Genomic DNA, 17860 nt, shown 5'->3' with positions numbered 1-17860 from the left:
TCGCGGTGAGCGTCCTCGATGGGGCGGCGGCGGTGTGCCTGCTGCTGGGCGCGGTGCTGGCGCTGTCGGCCGGGGCCGGTCTCGTACGGTTCCGCACCACCCTCGACCGCATGCACGCGGGCACCAAGCCGCAGGTGCTCGGCGTGGTGCTGGTGCTGCTGGCCATGCTGCTGCACCGGCCCACCTGGTCGAACGCCGGGCCGCTGCTGCTGGCCGGCGTCTCCCAGGTGATCACCGTGTCGGTGGCGGCGTACATGGTGGCCCGGGCGGCCTACACCCGCCCGTCGTCGTCCGACGGGGACGAGCGCGTCGAGGACGGCGACGACGACGGCACCGCGCTGCCGTCGGAGTCCTCCGACGACTGATCGTTGCCGTTCGAGCGGTCGAGCGCCGCCTGGCCGAACCAGGTCCACAGCGCCAGCGCGGCCAGGAGGCCCGCCGTGATCGCGGCCAGCACGGTCTGGAACAGGTAGTCGATGACGAACATGGTGGACGTGGTCATCGACACCGCCAGCGCGATCGCGCCTAAGAGGCCGTACAGGTTCGACCGGCGTACCAGCGTCTCCTTACGCCCCTGCCGGAACAGCACCCGGTGCTGCGCGGTCGGCGCGATGTAGCAGATCGACGCGACCGCGGCGCTGACCAGCGCCACGTAGTACAGCCACCGGTCGGCCGCGCCCAGCTTGGCGAACCCCGAGGAGAAGGGCACCGTCAGCAAGAACGCGAACAGCACCTGCACCCCGGTCACCGCGACACGGGCACCCTGCAGGAGCTCGACGAAGTTCCGGTCCGCCCGCTCCCCATGTGATTCCTGTTTCACCGAGCCCTCCCGCCTGAGCAATGAGAGCTTCCTTCTTCCTTTACCCGGCAGGCTAAAACCTCGGTGCGAGGATCTTGCCGGGCGTGATGGGCAGGTCACGGATCCGGTGGCCGATGGCGTGGTGGACGGCGTTGCCGATCGCGGCGGCGGTGCCGACGATGCCGATCTCGCCGATGCCCTTGTTCCCCATCGGGTTGAGATCGTCGTCCTGCTCGTCCACCCACGCCACCTCGATGTCCGGCACGTCCGCGCAGGCGGGGACGTGGTACTGGGCCAGGTCCCGGCGCAGGAACCCGCCGAACTCCTCGTCGGTGTAGGTCTCCTCCATCAGGGCCATCCCCAGGCCCATGGTCATGCCGCCGATGAACTGCGACCTGGCCAGCTTGGCGTCCAGGATGTGGCCGGCCGCGAACACGCCGAGCAGGCGCGGCACGCGTACCTCTCCGGTCACCGAGTTGACGTGCACCTCCGCGAACTGGGCCCCGAACGCGTGCCTGGCCAGCCGCGCGTCCCCCTTGATCTCCTCGGTGGTGTCGGCGCGGCCCTCCTTGCCGTCCCGATTGAGGTCCTCGCAGGCCCGTACGACCGCCGAGCCCCACGAGGCGGTGCCCATGGAGCCGCCCGCGACGGGCGCGTCGGGCAGGTCGCTGTCGCCGAGCTCGACGTGCACCCGCTCGGGCGCGACGCTGAGCGCGCCGGCCGCGATGCGGGTCAGCACGGTACGCGCGCCGGTGCCGATGTCGGCGGCGGCCACGCGGATGAGGAAGTCGCCCTCGCGCGCGATGGCGACGGCCTGGCACGGCCTGCGCCTGGCCGGGTAGGTGGAGGCGGCCACGCCGGTGCCGATCATCCAGTCCCCTTCGCGGGTCCTGCGCGGCGCGGGCTCGCGGCGCTCCCACCCGAAGCGGCGGGCGCCCTCGCGCAGGCACGCGACCAGGTTGCGGGAGCTGAAGGGCAGGCCGCCGTCCGGCTCGGCGTCCGCGTCGTTGAGCACGCGCAGCTCGACCGGGTCGATGCCGGCCGCGTAGGCCAGCTCGTCCATGGCGGACTCCAGCGCGTACATGCCGGGGCACTCCCCCGGGGCGCGCATCCACGACGGGGTGGCGACGTCCAGCCGGACGAGCCGGTGCGCGGTGCGCAGCGCGGGCGTGGCGTACATGACGCGCGACGGGGTCGCGGTCTGCTCGGCGAACTCCACCAGCGTGGAGCTCTGCTCGTACGCCACGTGTTCGAGCGCGGTGAGCCGCCCGCTCGCGTCGGCGCCGAGGCGCAGCCGCTGGATCGTGGGCGTGCGGTACCCGGTGACGTCGAACATCTGCTGCCGGGTCAGCGCGATCTTGACCGGGCGGCCGACGGCCCTGGCGGCCAGGGCGGCGAGCACGGCCTGCGGCCGGGGGCTGCCCTTCGAGCCGAACCCGCCGCCGACGTGCCTGGAGACCACGCGCACCCGGTCGGCGGGCACGCCGAGGGTCTTGGCGATCGTGTCGCGGCTGCCGGAGGTGCCCTGCGCGGTGTCGTAGACGAGCAGCCTGCCCTCCTCGTCCCACAGGGCCAGGGCGGCGTGCGGCTCCATCGGGTTGTTGTGCTCGACCGGGGTCGAGTAGGTGACGTCCACGGTGGTGGCGGCCTCGGCCAGCCCGGCCTCGACGTCGCCCTTCTCGGTGTCGGACGGGAAGTTCGGGTTGACGACCTCGGGCTGGTAGAGGCCCGGGTGGTCGGCGCGCAGGACCACGTCGTGGTCGGCCGGCTCGTACGCGACGCGCACGGCCGCGGCGGCGGCGCGGGCGTCCTCGTAGGTGTCGGCGACGACGGCGGCGACGAACTGGCCGCGGTAGGCGACGTCGCGGCTCTGGAACAGCGCGAGCTCGGGGTCGGCATCCTCGGCCAGCTCGGGCGGGTCCTCGCAGGACAGGACGGCCAGCACGCCGGGCATGGCCAGCGCCGCGCCGTCGTCGACGCGGGCGACGCGGCCCTTGGCGACCTGCGACTGCACCGGGTAGGCGTAGGTGACCCCTGCGACGGGGAACTCGGCGGCGTACGTGGCCAGGCCCGTGACCTTGACGCGGCCCTCGATGCGGTTCACGATGCCAGCTCCTCCAGCGTGCGGACGATCAGGTTGCGGGCCAGCGGCACCTTGAAGGCGTTGCGCGGCAGCGGCCGCGCCTCGCCGAGCTCGGCCTCCGCGGCCCCCAGGAACGCCTCTCCGGTGGCGGGCCCGCCGATCAGGGCCTGCTCGGCGCGTTCCGCCCGCCAGGGGGCGTGGGCCACTCCGCCGAGCGCGATGCGGCAGTCGGCGACCACGCCGTCGGGGCGCACGTCGAGCACGGCGGCGATGGACACCAGCGCGAACGCGAACGACGCCCGCTCCCGCACCTTCCGGTAGACCGAGGCGCCCTGCGGCGGCGCGGGCAGCTCCACGGCGGTGATCAGGTCGCCGGGTTCGAGCACGGTGTCGCGCTCCGGCTCGTCGCCCGGCAGGCGGTGCAGCCCGGGGATGGGGATGATCCGATCGCCGCCCTGGCCGGTGACGTGCACCTCGGCGTCCAGCGCCGCCAGCGCGATCGCCATGTCGGAGGGATGGGTGGCCACGCAGGCGGGCGAGCCGCCGAGGATGGCCAGGTTCGAGTGGTCGCCCTCGATCGCCGGGCAGCCCGAACCCGGCCTGCGTTTGTTGCACGGCCTGCTCACGTCCTGGAAATAGCCGCAGCGGGTGCGTTGCAGGAGGTTGCCCGCGACGGTGGCCATGTTCCGGACCTGGCCCGACGCGCCGGTCAGCACCGCCCGCGCCAGCATCGGGTAACGCGTGCGCACCAGCGGGTCGGCGGCCAGGTCGCTGTTGCGCACGGCGGCGCCGATGCGGATCCGGTCGCGTACGGGCTCGATGGCGTCCAGCGGCAGCCGGCTCACGTCCACCAGTTGCTCGGGCTCGGCCACGCCCAGCCGCATGAGGTCCACCAGGTTGGTGCCGCCGCCCAGGTACATGGTGCCGGGACGGAAGCCGCGCACCGCCTCGGACGCGCTGCCGGCCCGCGCGTACTCGAACGGCCTCACGGCGCCACCTCGGCGATCGCGCTGACGATGTTGACGTAGGCGCCGCATCGGCACAGGTTGCCGCTCATCCGCTCCCTGATCTCCGCGGGCGTCAGGTCGGGATCGACGAGGATGTCGTCGGTGACCGCGCTCGGCCCCGGCTCGCCCAGCATCCCCGCCGCCGAGCAGAGCTGCCCGGGGGTGCAGTAGCCGCACTGGAACGCGTCGTGCTCGATGAACGCCGCCTGCAGCGGGTGCAGCTCGTCCCCGTCGGCCAGCCCTTCGACGGTGACCACTTCCGAGCCGTCCACCGCCACCGCCAGCGCCAGGCAGGAGTTGGCCCGCCGCCCGTCGATCAGGACCGTGCAGGCTCCGCACTGCCCGTGGTCGCAGCCCTTCTTGGCGCCGACCAGCCCCAGCCGTTCGCGCAGCAGGTCGAGCAACGACATCCGAGGGTCTGTGTCCACCGTGTGCGGCTTGCCGTTCACCTGCAGGGTGATTTCCATGGCGCACGACTACCCGACCTCCGGACGAGACAACCTCCGAGCCCGGTAAAGGGGAACGGGCATACGTCCAGGTGCGCCTGTTTTGCGGGAGCACTCCCGGGTAGCCGTCCGGAAGATCAAGCCACGGGGAAGTCACGGGGGAGTGCATGGGCCGGGCGATGGACGAGCAGGTGGCCGAGTCGGGGGCGATACTCACCGTCAACGCCGGCTCTTCGAGCCTGCGCCTCGACCTCGTCGAGGGCGGCAGCGTGCTGGACAGCGCGCACGCCGAGCGCGCCATCGACCCGGGCTCGGCCAGGGACGAGCTGTCGGCGTTCCTCGGCGGCCACTTCGACCGCGACATCAGGGCCGTGGCGCACCGGCTGGTGCACGGCGGGGACGTCGTACGCGGGCCGGTCGTGGCCGACGACGAGACGGCGGCGGCGTTGCGCGGGCTGACCAGCCTGGCGCCGCTGCACCTGCCGCCGGCGCTCGCACTCCTCGACGCGGCGCGCGAGCAGCTGCCCGCCGTGCCGCACGTGCTCTGCCCGGACACCGCCTTCCACGCCGGTCTGCCCGAGGAGGCCGCCGTCTACGCGCTGCCGCGCGAGTGGCGCGACCGGTACGGCCTGCGCCGCTACGGCTTCCACGGCCTGTCCTACGCATGGGCGGCCGACCGGGTGGCCGAGCTGCTCGGCCGGCCGCTCGCCGACCTGGACCTCGTGCTCACGCACCTGGGCGGGGGCTGCTCGGTGTGCGCGGTGTCGGGCGGGCGCAGCCTGGACACCTCGATGGGGTTCACGCCGCTGGACGGGGTGCCGATGAGCAAGCGGTCGGGCAGCGTCGATCCGGGGATGCTGGTGTGGCTGCTGTCCGAGGGCCACCTGTCCGTGCGGGAGCTGGGCGAGGGGCTGGAACGCCGGTCCGGGCTGCTCGGGCTGTCGGACGGCCGCTCGGGGGACACGCGCGAGCTGGTCGCGGCCGAACGGGACGGGGACGAGGCCGCCGCGATGGCGCTGCGCGTGTTCAGCCACCGGGTGAGCCGTGAGATCGCCGCGGCGGCGACCTCGCTGGGGCGGATCGACGCGCTGGTGTTCACCGGGGAGATCGGCTGGGACCAGCCCGAGGTGCGCGAGGCCGTCTGCCGTCGGCTCGGCCTGCTCGGCGTCGAGCCTCCGGCCGCGGGCAACCGGCACGAGGACGGGCTGATCAGCGCGCCCGGCGCCGCCGTCCCCGTCCTGGTGGTCCAGGTACGCGAGGAGCTCCAGCTCGCCCGCGAATGCCTGGCCGTCCTGACCTCCTGACCGCGTCCGGCGTCCTGACCTTCTGACCCGCGTCGAGCGGCCGGCGGTCTGCCGTCCGGTTCGGCCTTGACACGGGTCGGCCTTGACACGGCCGGGTGGCCGGGTGCGGGTTTGTCGGTGGCGGATGGTTGGATCTCTGCTGTGGAGGCGTCCGTCGAGCAGCTCGTCTACGTCCGGGAGGACGAATACACCGTCGCGCGCATGAGCGCCGACGGCATGCCCGACTTCGTGGCCACCGGGCGGGCGCTGGCCGGAGTGCAGCCGGGCGAGACGCTGCGGGTGCTCGGCGACTGGAGCCGGCACGCGCGCTACGGCCAGCGGTTCGCGGTCGCCGAGTGCGAGCGGGTGACGCCCTCGTCGGTCCGGGCGATCCGGATCTACCTGGGCTCGGGGCTGATCAGGGGCATCGGGCCGCGGCTGGCGTACGCGATCGTCGACCACTTCGGCGAGGCCACGCTCAAGGTGATCGACGCCGAGCCCGAGCGGCTGACCGAGGTCGTCAACATCGGGCCGCTCCGCCAGGCGCAGATCGTCCAGGCGTGGCAGGACCAGAAGGCGATCGCCGCGCTGATGGTGACCCTGCAGGGGCTCGGGGTCAGCCCGCTGCTGGCCGCGAAGATCTACCAGGTGTTCGGGCAGGACGCCGACGAGATCCTCGCCACCGACCCCTACCGGCTGATCGGGCAGGTCAGGGGCATCGCGTTCCGGATCGCCGACAAGATCGCGCTGCAGTCGGGGGTGCCGGAGCGCAGCCCGCAGCGGGTCAAGGCGGCCCTGCTCGACCGGCTGGAGGCGGCGGGCAGCCGCGACGGGCATTGCTACGTACCGCTGGCCGCCCTGGTCAGGGAGACGGCGGAGCTGATCGAGCAGGACCAGGACCTGATCCGCCCGATGGTCGACGCGCTCGTCGCCGAGCGGCGCGTGGTCGTGGAGATGGCGCCCGACCAGCCCGGCCAGGTGGTGGCCTACGCCAAGCACGTGCACAGCCGGGAGGTGGCGCTCACCGAGCAGCTCACCAGGCTCGTGCGGGCGCGCTCGACGCTGCCGCTGCGCGTCTTCCGCGACGACCCCGGGCTGCACGAAGACCAGCGCGCCGCCGTCAACATGGCCCTGACCAGCACCGTCTCCGTCCTCACCGGCGGCCCAGGCTGCGGCAAGAGCCACACGGTGAAGGCCATCGCGACCACCGTCAGGGCCGCGGGCGGCACGGTGACGCTCACGGCGCCCACGGGCAAGGCCGCCAAGCGCCTGTCGGAGCTGACCGGGCTGCCCGCGATGACCGTGCACCGGATGCTCGCCCATCAGCCCGATCCCGACCCGGAGACGCTGTTCGAGGAGACGCCGGCGCAGGCCGACCTGATCGTGGTCGACGAGGCGTCGATGCTCGACCTGCACCTGGCCACCCGGCTCGTCTCGGCCGTGCCCACGGGCAGCCATCTCCTGCTGATCGGCGACAGCGACCAGCTGCCCAGCATCGGGCCCGGCGACGTGCTGGCCGACCTGCTGCGCGTCATGGCGATCCCGCGAGTGCAGCTCACCCACGTCTTCCGCCAGGCGGGCGGCAGCGGCATCATCGACGCCGCCCACCGCATCAAGGCGGGGCGGATGCCCGTGACACCGGGCAGGGGCGGGTTCTGGTTCGAGGAGGTGGACGATCCCGAGCAGGTCGCCAGGCGGGTCGCCCACCTGGCCATGGTCGCGATCCCGCGCAAACAGGGGGTCGAGCCGGACCAGGTCCAGGTGCTGTGCCCGATGCGCAAGGGCGAGACCGGCGCCACCGCGCTCGGGCGGCTGATCCAGGACCAGCTCAACCCGGCCGCCGACGACAAGGCCGAGCACTGGGCGGGGGCGTCGGTGTTCCGGGTGGGCGACCGGGTCATGCCGATCCGCAACAACTACGACAAGGGCGTCTTCAACGGGGAGACCGGGACGATCACCGCGGTCGTCCGGGAGGAGCGCATGGTCGATGTCCGTACGGACGACGGGGAGAGCGTGCGCTACGCGTTCGACGAGCTCGACGATCTGACCCATGCCTACGCGATCAGCGTGCATCGGTCGCAGGGCAGCGAATACCCGTTCGTGGTGGCGCCGATCGTCGCGGAGTCCGGGGGGATCATGTTGCGGCGCAAGCTGCTCTACACGCTGGTGACCCGGGCCAAGGCGTGGGTGGTGCTGGTGGGGCAGCGGGAGGCGCTGGAGCTCGCGGTGCACCGGCTCGGGCACCGCAGGCACACGGGCCTGTCCCGCCGCCTGTCCCTGTCCCTCGAACCGGCCTGAAACCCACCCCGACCGCCGAACGCCAACTCAAACCCGACACCCCGCCCACACCCGGCCGGCACCCCGCCCACGCCGGGCCGGCACCCCGCCCCCGACGCACCCCAGAGGTCACGCCACGCTCGGGGCGCACCCGGGCCGGACGCACCACGCGCAAGACCGGACCCGGGCGGGCGCGGGGGCGGGCCCCTGGCAAGGCGACACAGCTTGCGGGGGGCCGGACCCGGGGGCCAGGCGACGCAGCACGGGCGAGCAACCCGGCACGACGCAGCACGAGTGAGCGGACGGCACAAGCGGACAGCGGATGGTGGTCAGGGGGTGGTGGTCAGGGGGTGGTGGTCGGGTGGGTTGGAGAGGGTGGTGGCCAGGAGTTCGGCGAGGTGGCGGCCCTGACGGCCGGTTGCGGCGGCGGCGATCTGGGTGCGGCAGGAGAATCCGTCGGCGAGGATCGCCTGATCCGGCGCGGCAGCGCGTACGGCGGGCCAGAGCCCTTCCTCGGCGCACGCCACCGACACGTCGTAGTGCCCCCGTTCGAAGCCGAAATTCCCGGCCTGCCCGCAACACCCGGAGTCCAGCACCTCCGTCCGGATCCCGAACCGGTCGAGGACGGCCCGGTCGGCGTCGAACCCCAGCACGGCGCTCTGATGGCAGTGCACCTGCGCGACCGCCTCCCCACCGGCCGAGGCGGGCCGCCAGTCGGGCGCGCGGTCCTGCAGCAGCTCGGCCAGCGTCACGGTCCGCTCGGCGAGCAGCCGCGTCTCCGGCGTATTGAGCAGCTCGGGCCCGTCGGAGCGGAACACGGCGGTGCAGCTCGGCTCCAGCCCCACCACCGGCACCCCGGCCTCCGCCCACGGCCGCAGCGCCCGCACGCTGCGCGCGAGCACCCGGCGGGCGATCCCGAGCTGCCCGGTCGAGATCCACGTCAGCCCGCAGCACAACGCCACCGGTGGCACGTGCACCTCGAACCCGGCCGCCTCCAGCACGCTCACCGCCGCCTGCCCGATGTGGGGGTCGAAGTTGTTCGTGAACGTGTCGGCCCACAGCACCACCCGCCCCCGCGAGCCCACCGCCCCACCGGCCGCACCCGTCCCCGCGACCCGCGAGCCGGCCGTCCCGCCGACTGCACCCGCCGCCGTGGCCGACCCCGCGCCCAGCCCTCCACCCGCCGCCGCGTCCGGCCCCGTGACGCCGCGTCGTTTGAACCAGTCGGTGAAGCGTTCGCCCGCGAACCTCGGCAGCTCCCGCGCCCCCGCGACCCCCGCCACCGCCTTCACCAGCCGCGACAGACCCGGCAGGTGGGTGACGGCGTTGACGGCCCAGGGCGCGCCGGAGGCCAGCGCCGCCCACAGCGGCAGCCAGCCCATCGAGTAGTGCGCGACCGGCCGGAGCCTGCGCCGGTAGTGGTGGGCCAGGAACTCGGCCTTGTAGGTGGCCATGTCCACGTTCACCGGGCATTCGGACCTGCAGCCCTTGCACGCCAGGCAGAGGTCCAGCGCGTCGCGCACCGCCGTGGAGCGCCAGCCGTCGGTGATCAGCTCACCGCGTACCATCTCCTCCAGCAGGCGGGCCCGGCCGCGCGTGGAGTGCTCCTCCTCGCGCGTCACCCGGTAGCTGGGGCACATCACCCCGCCCTCGAACGTCTGCTTGCGGCACTTCCCCGTGCCGACGCACCGGGTGGCGGCGTGCCCGAAACGCCCGTGGTCGTCCGGATAGTCGAAGAACGTCTCCCGCGGCTCCATCGGGAAGAAGTGCCGCTGCGTCAGGTCCTCGTCGAGGCGGTGCGGGTGGACGACCTTGCCGGGGTTCATCCGGTTCCTGGGGTCGAAGATGGCCTTGAACCGCCCGAACGCCGCGACCACCCCGTCACCGAACATCCGCGGCAGCAGCTCGGCCAGCGCCTGCCCGTCGCCGTGCTCGCCGGACAACGAGCCGCCGTAGGAGGCGACCAGGTCGGCGGCCTCCTCGGCGAACGCCCGGTAGGTGGCGATCCCGTCGTCGGTGTGCAGGTCCAGCGGCAGCCTCCCGTGCACGCAGCCCTGCCCGAAGTGCCCGTACAGGGCGGAGTCGCGGTAGCCGTGGCGGCGCCGCAGCTCGTCGTAGTCGCGCAGGTACGCGCCCAGCCGCTCGGGCGGGACGGCCGCGTCCGACCACCCCTCGTACGTCTGCCGCCCCGTCGGCGGGTACGCCTCCACCCCCAGCCCCGACTCGCGCAGCCGCCACAGCTCGTCCTCCTTGGCCGGGTCCCCGAGGAAGGCGTGCGCGGGCGCCGGGGAGCGCCCGGCCAGGTCGCGCATCATCTCCTCGGCCCGCTCGCGCGCCTCATCGGCGTTCTCGCCACCGAACTGCACCAGCAGCCACCCCGCCCCCGCGGGCAGGTCGCGCAGCGCGGGGTCATCGGGGCGTTCCGCGCGGGCGAGCCGGTACATGGTCTCGTCCATGGCCTCCAGCGCGAGCGGCCGGTGCGCGGCCACGGCGGGGACGGCGTCGGCGGCGGTGAAGATGTCCGTGAAGCCCAGCACCGCCAGCGACCGGGCGGGCGGCCTGGGCACCGCGGCGAGCTCGGCGCGCAGCACGACGACGAGCGTGCCCTCGCTGCCGACCAGGGCGCGGGCCAGGTTGCCGCCGTTCTCGGGCAGGAGCTGGTCGAGGTTGTAGCCGGAGACGCGCCGTTCCAGCTTGGGGAAGCGGGTGCGGACCAGCTCCATGGTGTCGTCGCGCAGCTCGCGCACCTGCCGGTGGATCACCGCCAGCCGGCCGCCCGCCGCCTGGATGCGGGCGTACTCGGCGTCGTCCGTCGGCCCCACCCACGCGCGTACGCCGTCGTAGGTGAGGATCTCCAGCCGCAGCACCGACTCCGACATCTTCCCGTACGCCTGCGCCGAGGCCCCGCACGAGTTGTTGCCGATCATGCCGCCGATCGTGCAGGCCGGGTGGCTGGACGGTTTGGGGCCGACCATCAGCCCGTACTGCTCCAGCTCGTGGTCGACCGCGTCGAGCACCGCCCCGGCCTGCACCACGATCCGCCGCCGCGTCACGTCGACGGACTCCAGCTGCCCGCAGTGCTTGGACCAGTCGATCACCACGGCCGCGTTGCAGCACTGACCGGCCAGGCTGGTGCCGCCGCCGCGGGACAGCACCGGCACGTCGCGGGCCCGGCACACGGCCACCGCCGCCGCCCCGGCGTCGAGGCTGCGCGGCACCACCACGCCGATCGGGACCTGCCGGTAGTTGGAGGCGTCCGTGGCGTAGGCGGCACGGCTGCCGGTGTCGAAGCGCACCTCGCCGTCGACGGCCTCCTCCAGCCGCCGGCGCAGCGTCTCGACGTCGATCTCACGCGGTGGCGGCGCGTGGCGGGCAGGTGTGCTGACCAGGCTGTCCATAGCCTCGCCCGTACCCTGGCCGCCTCACGCCGGCCCCAACGCCGCGCCAAGCCCCGCTCTAGACTCCGAGCAGGTCGGTGAGGTCGTCGGCTTGCTCCTCCTCCTCTTCCAGGATCGACTCCATGAGCCGCCGCGTCGTCGGGTCGCCCTCGCCGAGCCAGCGGATGATCTCCTGGTAGGTGGAGATGACGATGCGCTCGGCCCAGAGGTTGGCCTCCAGCAGCGCGCGCAGGTCCGTGTCGGCCGGGACCTGGTAGTCGGTGTGGGAGCGCTGTACGAGCTTGGCCGGGTCGAAGTCCGGCTCCCCGCCGAGCTGGCTCACCCGCTCGGCCGCCCGCAGCGCGTGCTCCAGCTCCTCCTTGGCGTGCTCGGTGAACTCGTCGGACACCTGCGCCCGGTCGATCCCCTTGGCCGAGATGGCGTGCCTGGTGTACCTGAGCCAGCACACCACCTCCGTCGCGATCACGTCGTTGAGCACGTTGATGACCTTCTGCGGGTCGTGCCCGAAGGTCTGGGTGACCGGCCCTTCATCCATCTTCTGCCGGACCTGCTCACGGATCCTGGTGACGTCCAGCACGAAGTCGTCGGTCTGAGTCATGTATGTCCTGTCCTTCCCCCTGCGAGGAGTTCCCCCTGGTCAAAGGTAACTTTGAGCCGCCTTCCAGGCGGGCTGCGACACCCGGGACGACTAGGACGTACGGGGGGATCGTGCGGGCGGCCCCGGGCGGCTCCGGAAATCCGGTTGGCCGGAGCGGGCCTGCGCGGGAGCATGACGCATGATGAACGAACGGCGCATGATACGCATCTCCAAATACCTCTCCAAGCACCTGCGGCACGAGCCGGAGCGCATCGGGATCACGCTCGACGAGCACGGCTGGGTGCCGGTGGACGTGCTGCTGCGGGCCGCCGCCGACCACGGGTTCACGATCACGGCCGCCGAGCTGTGGCAGGTCGTCGAGGCCAACGACAAGCAGCGCTACGCGATCGAGGACGGCCGGATCCGGGCCAGCCAGGGGCATTCCGTGTCGGTCGATCTGGACCTGCCCGTGCTGGAGCCGCCCGAGGTGCTCTATCACGGCACCGTGGGCCGGTTCGTGGCGGCGATCAAGGAGGAGGGCCTGCGGCCGATGAACCGGCACCACGTGCACCTGTCGCCCGACCGGGGGACGGCGACGCGGGTGGGGTCGCGCCGGGGCGTGCCCGTGGTGCTGGTGGTGGCGGCGGGGGCGATGCACGCCGACGGGCACGCGTTCCGGCGCAGCGCGAACGGGGTGTGGCTGGTGGACCAGGTGCCGCCGGGCTACCTGCGCTTCCCCTCCTGAACGCGCCGAATGCCCTGAGCGCCCTGAGCGCCCTGAGCGCCCTTGACGCCCTGAGCGCTCTTAATGGTCCTGAGCGTGCTGATGACCGCGCAAGGCGTCGCGGGCGGCCATCAGCGCGAAGCCGAGCAGGTTCAGCCCGCGCCACGTAGCGGGTGAGGCGGCGCGCGGGTCGTCGGCGGCCAGCCCGATCCCCCACACCCGGTCGAGCGGACTCGCCTCGACCAGAACCCGGTTCGCCGTCCCCAGCAGGAAGTCCGCCAGCTCGGCGTGCTGCCCGAACTTGGCCGTGTTGCCGCGCACCACGATGTCGAAGCGGCGGGCGTCCCAGGTCGCCTCGTCGAAGTCGCGCACGGTCCTGCCGAGCTTCTTGGCCTCGCCCGGATGCCCGGAGGCCAGGATCCGCTCCGCGCTCTCCTCGTCGCCGGACAGCCACGCCTTGTGCGCCATCATGTAGTGCTCGGCCGAGGCGTACGTGTGCCCGTCCTCCGTGAAGGCGACCGGCCACCACTGGCTGAGACACCCGGGACCGACGCCGCCGTCGCGGGCGGGCTGGTGCCCCCAGAAGCAGAGATATTTCAGCGCCCGGCCGGCCTGTTCCGCGGCGATCGCCGCACCGACGGACAGGGGCAGGGGCAGGGGGAGATCTTCGGACATGTCCCCTACCGTGCCACATCAGGCCTCGCAGGCGCGCCTGAGCCGCTCGGAGACCTCCCTGAGCACCGGCACCAGCTCCGGCGGCTCCAGCACCTCGAAGTCGAAGCCCTTCGCCGCCACGTAGACGGCCAGATCGCCCAGCGAGTTGGACCCGGCCACGAACACGCACGAGTGCGCGTCCACCGCCTCCAGCCGCCCCGCGCCCGGCGAGGTGCGCGGCGCGACCGCCTCGACGGGCGCGTGGAACAGGATGCGCGCGTGATAGCGGTAGGGCGCCGTGGTGATGGACCGCGCGACGTACGCGGCCACGTCCTCCTGCGGCAGCGGGCGCGGTGCGAACCTGGCCCCCTGCTCCCCCGGCGGCCCCTCGATCCGGTCCACCCGGAACGTGCGCCAGTCCTGCCTGCCCAGGTCCCAGGCCAGCAGGTACCAGCGGTGTGGCGTGTGCACCAGCCGGTGCGGCTCCACCTCGCGCGCCGAGACCCCGTCCCGCCCCTGGTAGCGCAGCCGCAGCCGGCGACGATCGCGGCAGGCGGCGGCGATGGCGGTCAGCACGTCGGCGTTCACCGCCGGGGCCGCCGCGCCCGCCAGCGCCACCGTGGCCGCCTGGAACGCGGTCACCCGGTGCCGCAGCCGCGACGGCAGCATCTGCTGCAGCTTGGTCAGCGCGCGCAGCGAGCCCTCCTCCAGCCCGGCGACGCTGCCGGTCGCGGCCGTGCGCAGGCTGATCGCGACGGCCACCGCCTCCTCGTCGTCGAGCAGCAGCGGCGGCAGGGCGGCGCCCACGCCGAGCCGGTAGCCGCCGGCCACGCCGGGGGTGGCGTCCACGGGATAGCCCAGCTCGCGCAGCCGCTCGACGTCGCGCCGCACGGTACGCAGGCCGACTCCGAGCCGTCCGGCCAGCTCGGCGCCGGTCCAGTCGGTCCGCGACTGGAGGAGGGAGAGCAGGCGGAGCAGCCGCGCCGAGGTTTCCAGCATGAGACGCATTCTGCCGCCGATCGGTGCCAGAACCTGACACCATTCCCTTCTAGCGTGACGGACATGACGAACAGCGAAAGCACCCGGCCGTACCGCATCGAGATCCCGCAGGCGGAGCTCGACGACCTGCGCGACCGGCTCCGGCGTACGCGCTGGGCCCCCGACCTCCCCGGCGCCGGATGGGAGCGCGGCGTGCCGACCGGCTATCTGCGCCCGCTCGCCGAATACTGGGCCGGCGGCTTCGACTGGCGCGCGCAGGAGGCGGCGCTGAACGCGTACCCGCAGTTCACCACCACCATCGACGGCGCGAACGTGCACTTCCTGCACGTGCGCTCGGCCGAGCCGGACGCCACCCCGCTCATGCTCATCCACGGCTGGCCGGGCTCGGTCGTCGAGTTCCTCGACCTCATCGGCCCGCTCACGGACCCGGTCGCGCACGGCGGCGCCGCCGCCGACGCCTTCCACCTGGTGATCCCGTCGCTGCCCGGCTACGGCTTCTCCGGCCCGCTGCCCGGCACCGGCTGGACGGACGGCCGCACCGCCGCCGCGCTCACCGAGCTGATGGCCAGGCTCGGCTACGACCGGTACGGCGTCCAGGGCGGCGACGTCGGCGCCTTCCTCGCGCCGCTGATGGGCCGGGCCGCGCCGGAGAACGTCGTCGGCGTGCACGTCAACGCGCTGCTGACGTTCCCGACCGGCGACCCGGCGGTCATGGGCGCGCTGACCGAGGCCGAGCGCGGGCGGCTGGCCGGGATGCAAGAGTGGCAGGAGAAGCTGGGCGCGTACCTGCAGCTGCAGGGCACCCGCCCGCAGACCATCGCCGCCGCCCTGCACGACTCCCCCGCCGGGCAGCTCGCCTGGATCGTGGAGAAGTTCAAGGACTGGACCGACCCCGCGGCCAAGCTGCCCGAGGACGCCGTGGACCGCGACCGCATCCTGACCGACGTGAGCATCTTCTGGTTCACCGGCACGGCGGGCTCGTCGGCGCACACCTACTTCGAGCGGTTCAACGACGCCGGTGCCTGGGCCCCGAAGGAGCGCGGGACGGTGCCGACGGCGGCGGCGGTGTTCCCCTCGGACTACTCGATCCGCCCGCTGGCCGACCAGGTGCACAACATCGTGCGCTGGTCGGAGTTCGACCACGGTGGCCACTTCGCCGCCCTGGAGACGCCGGAGGTGCTCGTCACGGAGCTGCGGGAGTTCTTCCGCAGTCTCAAGTGACCGGCCCGGTAACGGAAAGCAGGCACTGACCAGGGCGGTGGTCGTGGCGGCCGATCCGCGCGCGGCCGGCTCCATCCAGGGCGCGCTGGTCTCCGGCAGGCGGGCCGCGCAGGCCGTACGAGCCGAGGCTCCGGCACCCGCGCGGCGGATCACACCCGGCAAGAGCGCGTAGTTTTCGCGTCAAGGACGCGCGGATGCGCTGGCGCGCGCCGGGGCTGTTACGGTAGTGCGCGGTGCGCCGGGAAGTCTGGTCGGCATGAGACTGTCGGCTGGACTTCTCACGGAGGCGTTCTACATGCGTTACCCGAGCGGCGCGGCTCGCCGATGAGCGTGCTGCCCCCCTTCTTCGCCAGGTTCCGGCATCCGGCCCAGGTCGTGGCCACCGGGTTCGTGCTGGCCATCGCGATCGGCACCACCCTGCTGACGCTGCCGCTGGCCACCACCGACGGGAAGCCCGCGGACTGGCTGGTCGCCATGTTCACCGCGACCTCGGCCGTCTGCGTGACCGGCCTGGTGATCGTCGACACCGAGTCGCACTGGTCGGCGTTCGGCGAGGTGGTGATCGCCGGGCTGGTCCAGGTGGGCGGCCTGGGGATCATGACGATGGCCACGGTGTTCACCCTGCTCGTCTCGCGCCGCCTGGGGCTGCGCGCCAGGATCGCGGCCCAGGCGGAGACCAAGACGCTGAGCATGAGCGACGTGCGCCGGGTCGTGCGCAAGGTGGTCGTGTTCAGCCTCGTGTGCGAGGCGATCGCCGCCGTCCTGCTGTGCGCCCGCTTCGTGATCGGGTACGGGGAGCCGCTGGGCCGTGCCGCCTACCTGGGCGCCTTCCACGCGGTCAGCGCGTTCAACAACGCCGGGTTCGCCCTCTGGCCGGACAATCTCATGCGGTACGTCGGCGACCCGTGGATCTGCCTGACCGTCGCGGTGGCCGTCATCGTCGGCGGGCTGGGCTTCCCCGTCGTGTTCGAGCTGGCCCGCACCTGGCGGCAGCCGCGCAAGTGGACCGTGCTGACCAGGATCACCGTGGGCGTGACCGTGACCCTGCTGGCGCTGGGCACGCTGGTCTTCCTCATGACCGAGTGGCGCAACCCGCGGACGCTGGGCGCGCTCGACGAGCCCGGCAAGCTGCTGGCGGCGTTCTTCACCGCGGTCATGCCGCGCTCGGCCGGGTTCAACACCCTGGACGTCTCCCAGATGTACCCGTCGAGCTGGCTGGCCACGGACGTGCTGATGTTCATCGGCGGCGGCAGCGCGGGCACCGCGGGCGGGCTCAAGGTGACCACGCTCGGGCTGCTCGCCTTCGTCGTGTGGGCGGAGATGCGCGGCGAGAGCCGGGTCAACATCGGCCACCGCAGGCTGCCGGAGGCCACGCAGCGCCAGGCGGTCACCATCACCGTGCTGGGGGTGGCGCTGGTGGCGGTGTCCACGTACGTGCTGCTCGCCCTCACCCCGCACGGCCTGGACCAGGTGCTGTTCGAGGTGGTGGCGGCCTTCGGCACGGCGGGCCTGTCCACCGGCATCACCGCGAGCCTGGGCACGGCCGGGCACATCCTGCTGGCGATCCTGATGTTCGTCGGCAGGATCGGCCCGCTCACCGTGGGCTCCGCGCTGGCCCTCAACCGGCGCGCCCGCCACTACGAACTACCCGAGGAGCGAGTCATCGTTGGCTGAGCACAAGAGCGTCCCCGTCGTGGTGATCGGCCTGGGCCGGTTCGGCACGTCGCTGGCCCTGGAGCTCATCAGGCGCGGCACCGAGGTCCTGGCCATCGACAGCCGGCCCAAGATCACACAGGCGCTGGCGGGGCAGATGACCCAGATCGCGACCGCGGACGGCACCGACATGGAGGCGCTGCGCCAGCTCGGCGTGCCCGACTTCTACCAGGCGGTGGTGGCCGTGGGCAGCGACATCGAGGCCAGCATCCTGACCACGTCGCTGCTGGTCGAGCTGGAGATCAACGACATCTGGGCCAAGGCGATCAGCACCCAGCACGGCCGGATCCTGAGCCGGATCGGCGCCCATCACGTCGTCTTCCCCGAGCACGACATGGGCGAGCGGGTGGCCCACCTGGTGAGCGGGCGGATGCTCGACTACATGCAGGTGGACGAGAACTTCGCGCTGGCCAAGACCAACCCGCCCAAGGAGTACGTGGGCATCCCGCTCGGCCGCTCGAACCTGCGCCGCAAATACGGCGTCACCATCGTGGCCGTCAAGCCTCCCGGCGAGGAGTTCACCTACGCCACCGCCGAGACCGAGCTGTCCTACGGGGACATCGTCATCGTCTCCGGGCGTACCGAAGAGGTCGAACGCTTCGCGGAGCTGCCGTGAACGGCGCCGCCGCCTGCCGTGCCGGTCGCCGGTGGTTGGCTAGGCTCTGAGGCGGAGGCACAG

General features: G+C 72.9%; 16 protein-coding genes. 8 read left to right on the top strand and 8 right to left on the bottom strand.

Annotated features, from left to right (window positions below; translation table 11 throughout):
- The first annotated feature begins 5 nt into the window (after positions 1–5).
- Positions 6–365: a monovalent cation/H(+) antiporter subunit G gene (mnhG, locus tag ABEA43_RS62515; protein WP_345578599.1), complete on the top strand. Its 360-nt coding sequence runs from the start codon at positions 6–8 to the stop codon at positions 363–365.
- Here mnhG and ABEA43_RS62510 read toward each other — a convergent pair.
- The 4 genes from ABEA43_RS62510 to ABEA43_RS62495 are packed head-to-tail and all read right to left on the bottom strand — an operon-like array spanning position 272 to position 4356.
- Entirely contained in the window at positions 272–820 is a 549-nt protein-coding gene (locus ABEA43_RS62510) for a DUF6328 family protein (RefSeq protein ID WP_345578596.1), read from the bottom strand. The two genes, mnhG and ABEA43_RS62510, sit on opposite strands and share 94 nt — an antisense overlap.
- Positions 821–872: 52 nt before the next feature.
- Positions 873–2903, bottom strand: coding sequence for a xanthine dehydrogenase family protein molybdopterin-binding subunit (locus ABEA43_RS62505; protein WP_345578593.1), 2031 nt, complete (start codon positions 2901–2903; stop codon positions 873–875).
- Complete coding sequence (locus tag ABEA43_RS62500) at positions 2900–3871, bottom strand: FAD binding domain-containing protein (RefSeq protein WP_345578590.1); 972 nt, start codon at positions 3869–3871, stop codon at positions 2900–2902. Before ABEA43_RS62500 ends, ABEA43_RS62505 begins: the two co-directional genes overlap by 4 nt.
- Positions 3868–4356 carry a (2Fe-2S)-binding protein gene (locus ABEA43_RS62495; protein WP_345578587.1) on the bottom strand — a complete coding sequence of 163 codons (489 nt, stop codon included), beginning with the start codon at positions 4354–4356 and terminating at the stop codon, positions 3868–3870. The genes ABEA43_RS62500 and ABEA43_RS62495 overlap by 4 nt, the downstream gene beginning before the upstream one ends.
- A gap of 146 nt (positions 4357–4502) precedes the next feature.
- Between ABEA43_RS62495 and ABEA43_RS62490 the strand changes: the two genes are divergently transcribed.
- Both ABEA43_RS62490 and recD2 read left to right on the top strand, forming a co-directional pair.
- Positions 4503–5639 carry an acetate/propionate family kinase gene (locus ABEA43_RS62490; RefSeq protein ID WP_345578584.1) on the top strand — a complete coding sequence of 379 codons (1137 nt, stop codon included), beginning with the start codon at positions 4503–4505 and terminating at the stop codon, positions 5637–5639.
- 141 nt (positions 5640–5780) lie between these two features.
- Complete coding sequence (gene recD2, locus ABEA43_RS62485; protein WP_345578581.1) at positions 5781–7916, top strand: SF1B family DNA helicase RecD2; 2136 nt, start codon at positions 5781–5783, stop codon at positions 7914–7916.
- A gap of 308 nt (positions 7917–8224) precedes the next feature.
- Here recD2 and ABEA43_RS62480 read toward each other — a convergent pair whose 3' ends face one another.
- Together ABEA43_RS62480 and ABEA43_RS62475 are read right to left on the bottom strand one after the other, a co-directional pair.
- Positions 8225–11293 (bottom strand): FAD-binding and (Fe-S)-binding domain-containing protein, encoded by a 3069-nt coding sequence (locus tag ABEA43_RS62480; protein ID WP_345578578.1) that lies wholly within the window; start codon positions 11291–11293, stop codon positions 8225–8227.
- A 58-nt stretch (positions 11294–11351) separates the two neighbouring features.
- Complete coding sequence (locus tag ABEA43_RS62475) at positions 11352–11891, bottom strand: DUF892 family protein (protein WP_345578575.1); 540 nt, start codon at positions 11889–11891, stop codon at positions 11352–11354.
- Between the two features lie 178 nt (positions 11892–12069).
- Here ABEA43_RS62475 and ABEA43_RS62470 point away from each other — a divergent pair, with 178 nt between their 5' ends.
- The gene (locus tag ABEA43_RS62470) at positions 12070–12615 is read left to right on the top strand and encodes an RNA 2'-phosphotransferase (protein ID WP_425570689.1); all 546 of its coding nucleotides are present in this window, start codon (positions 12070–12072) and stop codon (positions 12613–12615) included.
- A 60-nt stretch (positions 12616–12675) separates the two neighbouring features.
- Here ABEA43_RS62470 and ybiA read toward each other — a convergent pair whose 3' ends face one another.
- Both ybiA and ABEA43_RS62460 read right to left on the bottom strand, forming a co-directional pair.
- A complete protein-coding gene (gene ybiA, locus ABEA43_RS62465; protein WP_345578572.1) occupies positions 12676–13269 on the bottom strand; it encodes a riboflavin biosynthesis intermediates N-glycosidase in 594 nt (197 codons plus the stop codon).
- Positions 13270–13287: 18 nt separating this feature from the next.
- Positions 13288–14247: a helix-turn-helix transcriptional regulator gene (locus tag ABEA43_RS62460; protein ID WP_345578569.1), complete on the bottom strand. Its 960-nt coding sequence runs from the start codon at positions 14245–14247 to the stop codon at positions 13288–13290.
- Positions 14248–14310: 63 nt separating this feature from the next.
- Here ABEA43_RS62460 and ABEA43_RS62455 point away from each other — a divergent pair, with 63 nt between their 5' ends.
- From ABEA43_RS62455 to ABEA43_RS62440, 4 genes are all read left to right on the top strand, one after another.
- A complete protein-coding gene (locus ABEA43_RS62455; protein ID WP_345578566.1) occupies positions 14311–15468 on the top strand; it encodes an epoxide hydrolase family protein in 1158 nt (385 codons plus the stop codon).
- A 43-nt stretch (positions 15469–15511) separates the two neighbouring features.
- The gene (locus ABEA43_RS62450; protein ID WP_345578563.1) at positions 15512–15640 is read left to right on the top strand and encodes a hypothetical protein; all 129 of its coding nucleotides are present in this window, start codon (positions 15512–15514) and stop codon (positions 15638–15640) included.
- 152 nt (positions 15641–15792) lie between these two features.
- A complete protein-coding gene (locus ABEA43_RS62445) occupies positions 15793–17142 on the top strand; it encodes a TrkH family potassium uptake protein (protein ID WP_345578560.1) in 1350 nt (449 codons plus the stop codon).
- The gene (locus ABEA43_RS62440; RefSeq protein WP_345578557.1) at positions 17135–17797 is read left to right on the top strand and encodes a potassium channel family protein; all 663 of its coding nucleotides are present in this window, start codon (positions 17135–17137) and stop codon (positions 17795–17797) included. The genes ABEA43_RS62445 and ABEA43_RS62440 overlap by 8 nt, the downstream gene beginning before the upstream one ends.
- Positions 17798–17860 lie beyond the last annotated feature (63 nt).

This window comes from Nonomuraea rosea, assembly GCF_039539705.1.
GTDB lineage: Bacteria > Actinomycetota > Actinomycetes > Streptosporangiales > Streptosporangiaceae > Nonomuraea > Nonomuraea rosea.
Note: the sequence above shows the minus strand (reverse complement) of the source record. Positions and strands in the feature narration are given on the sequence as shown.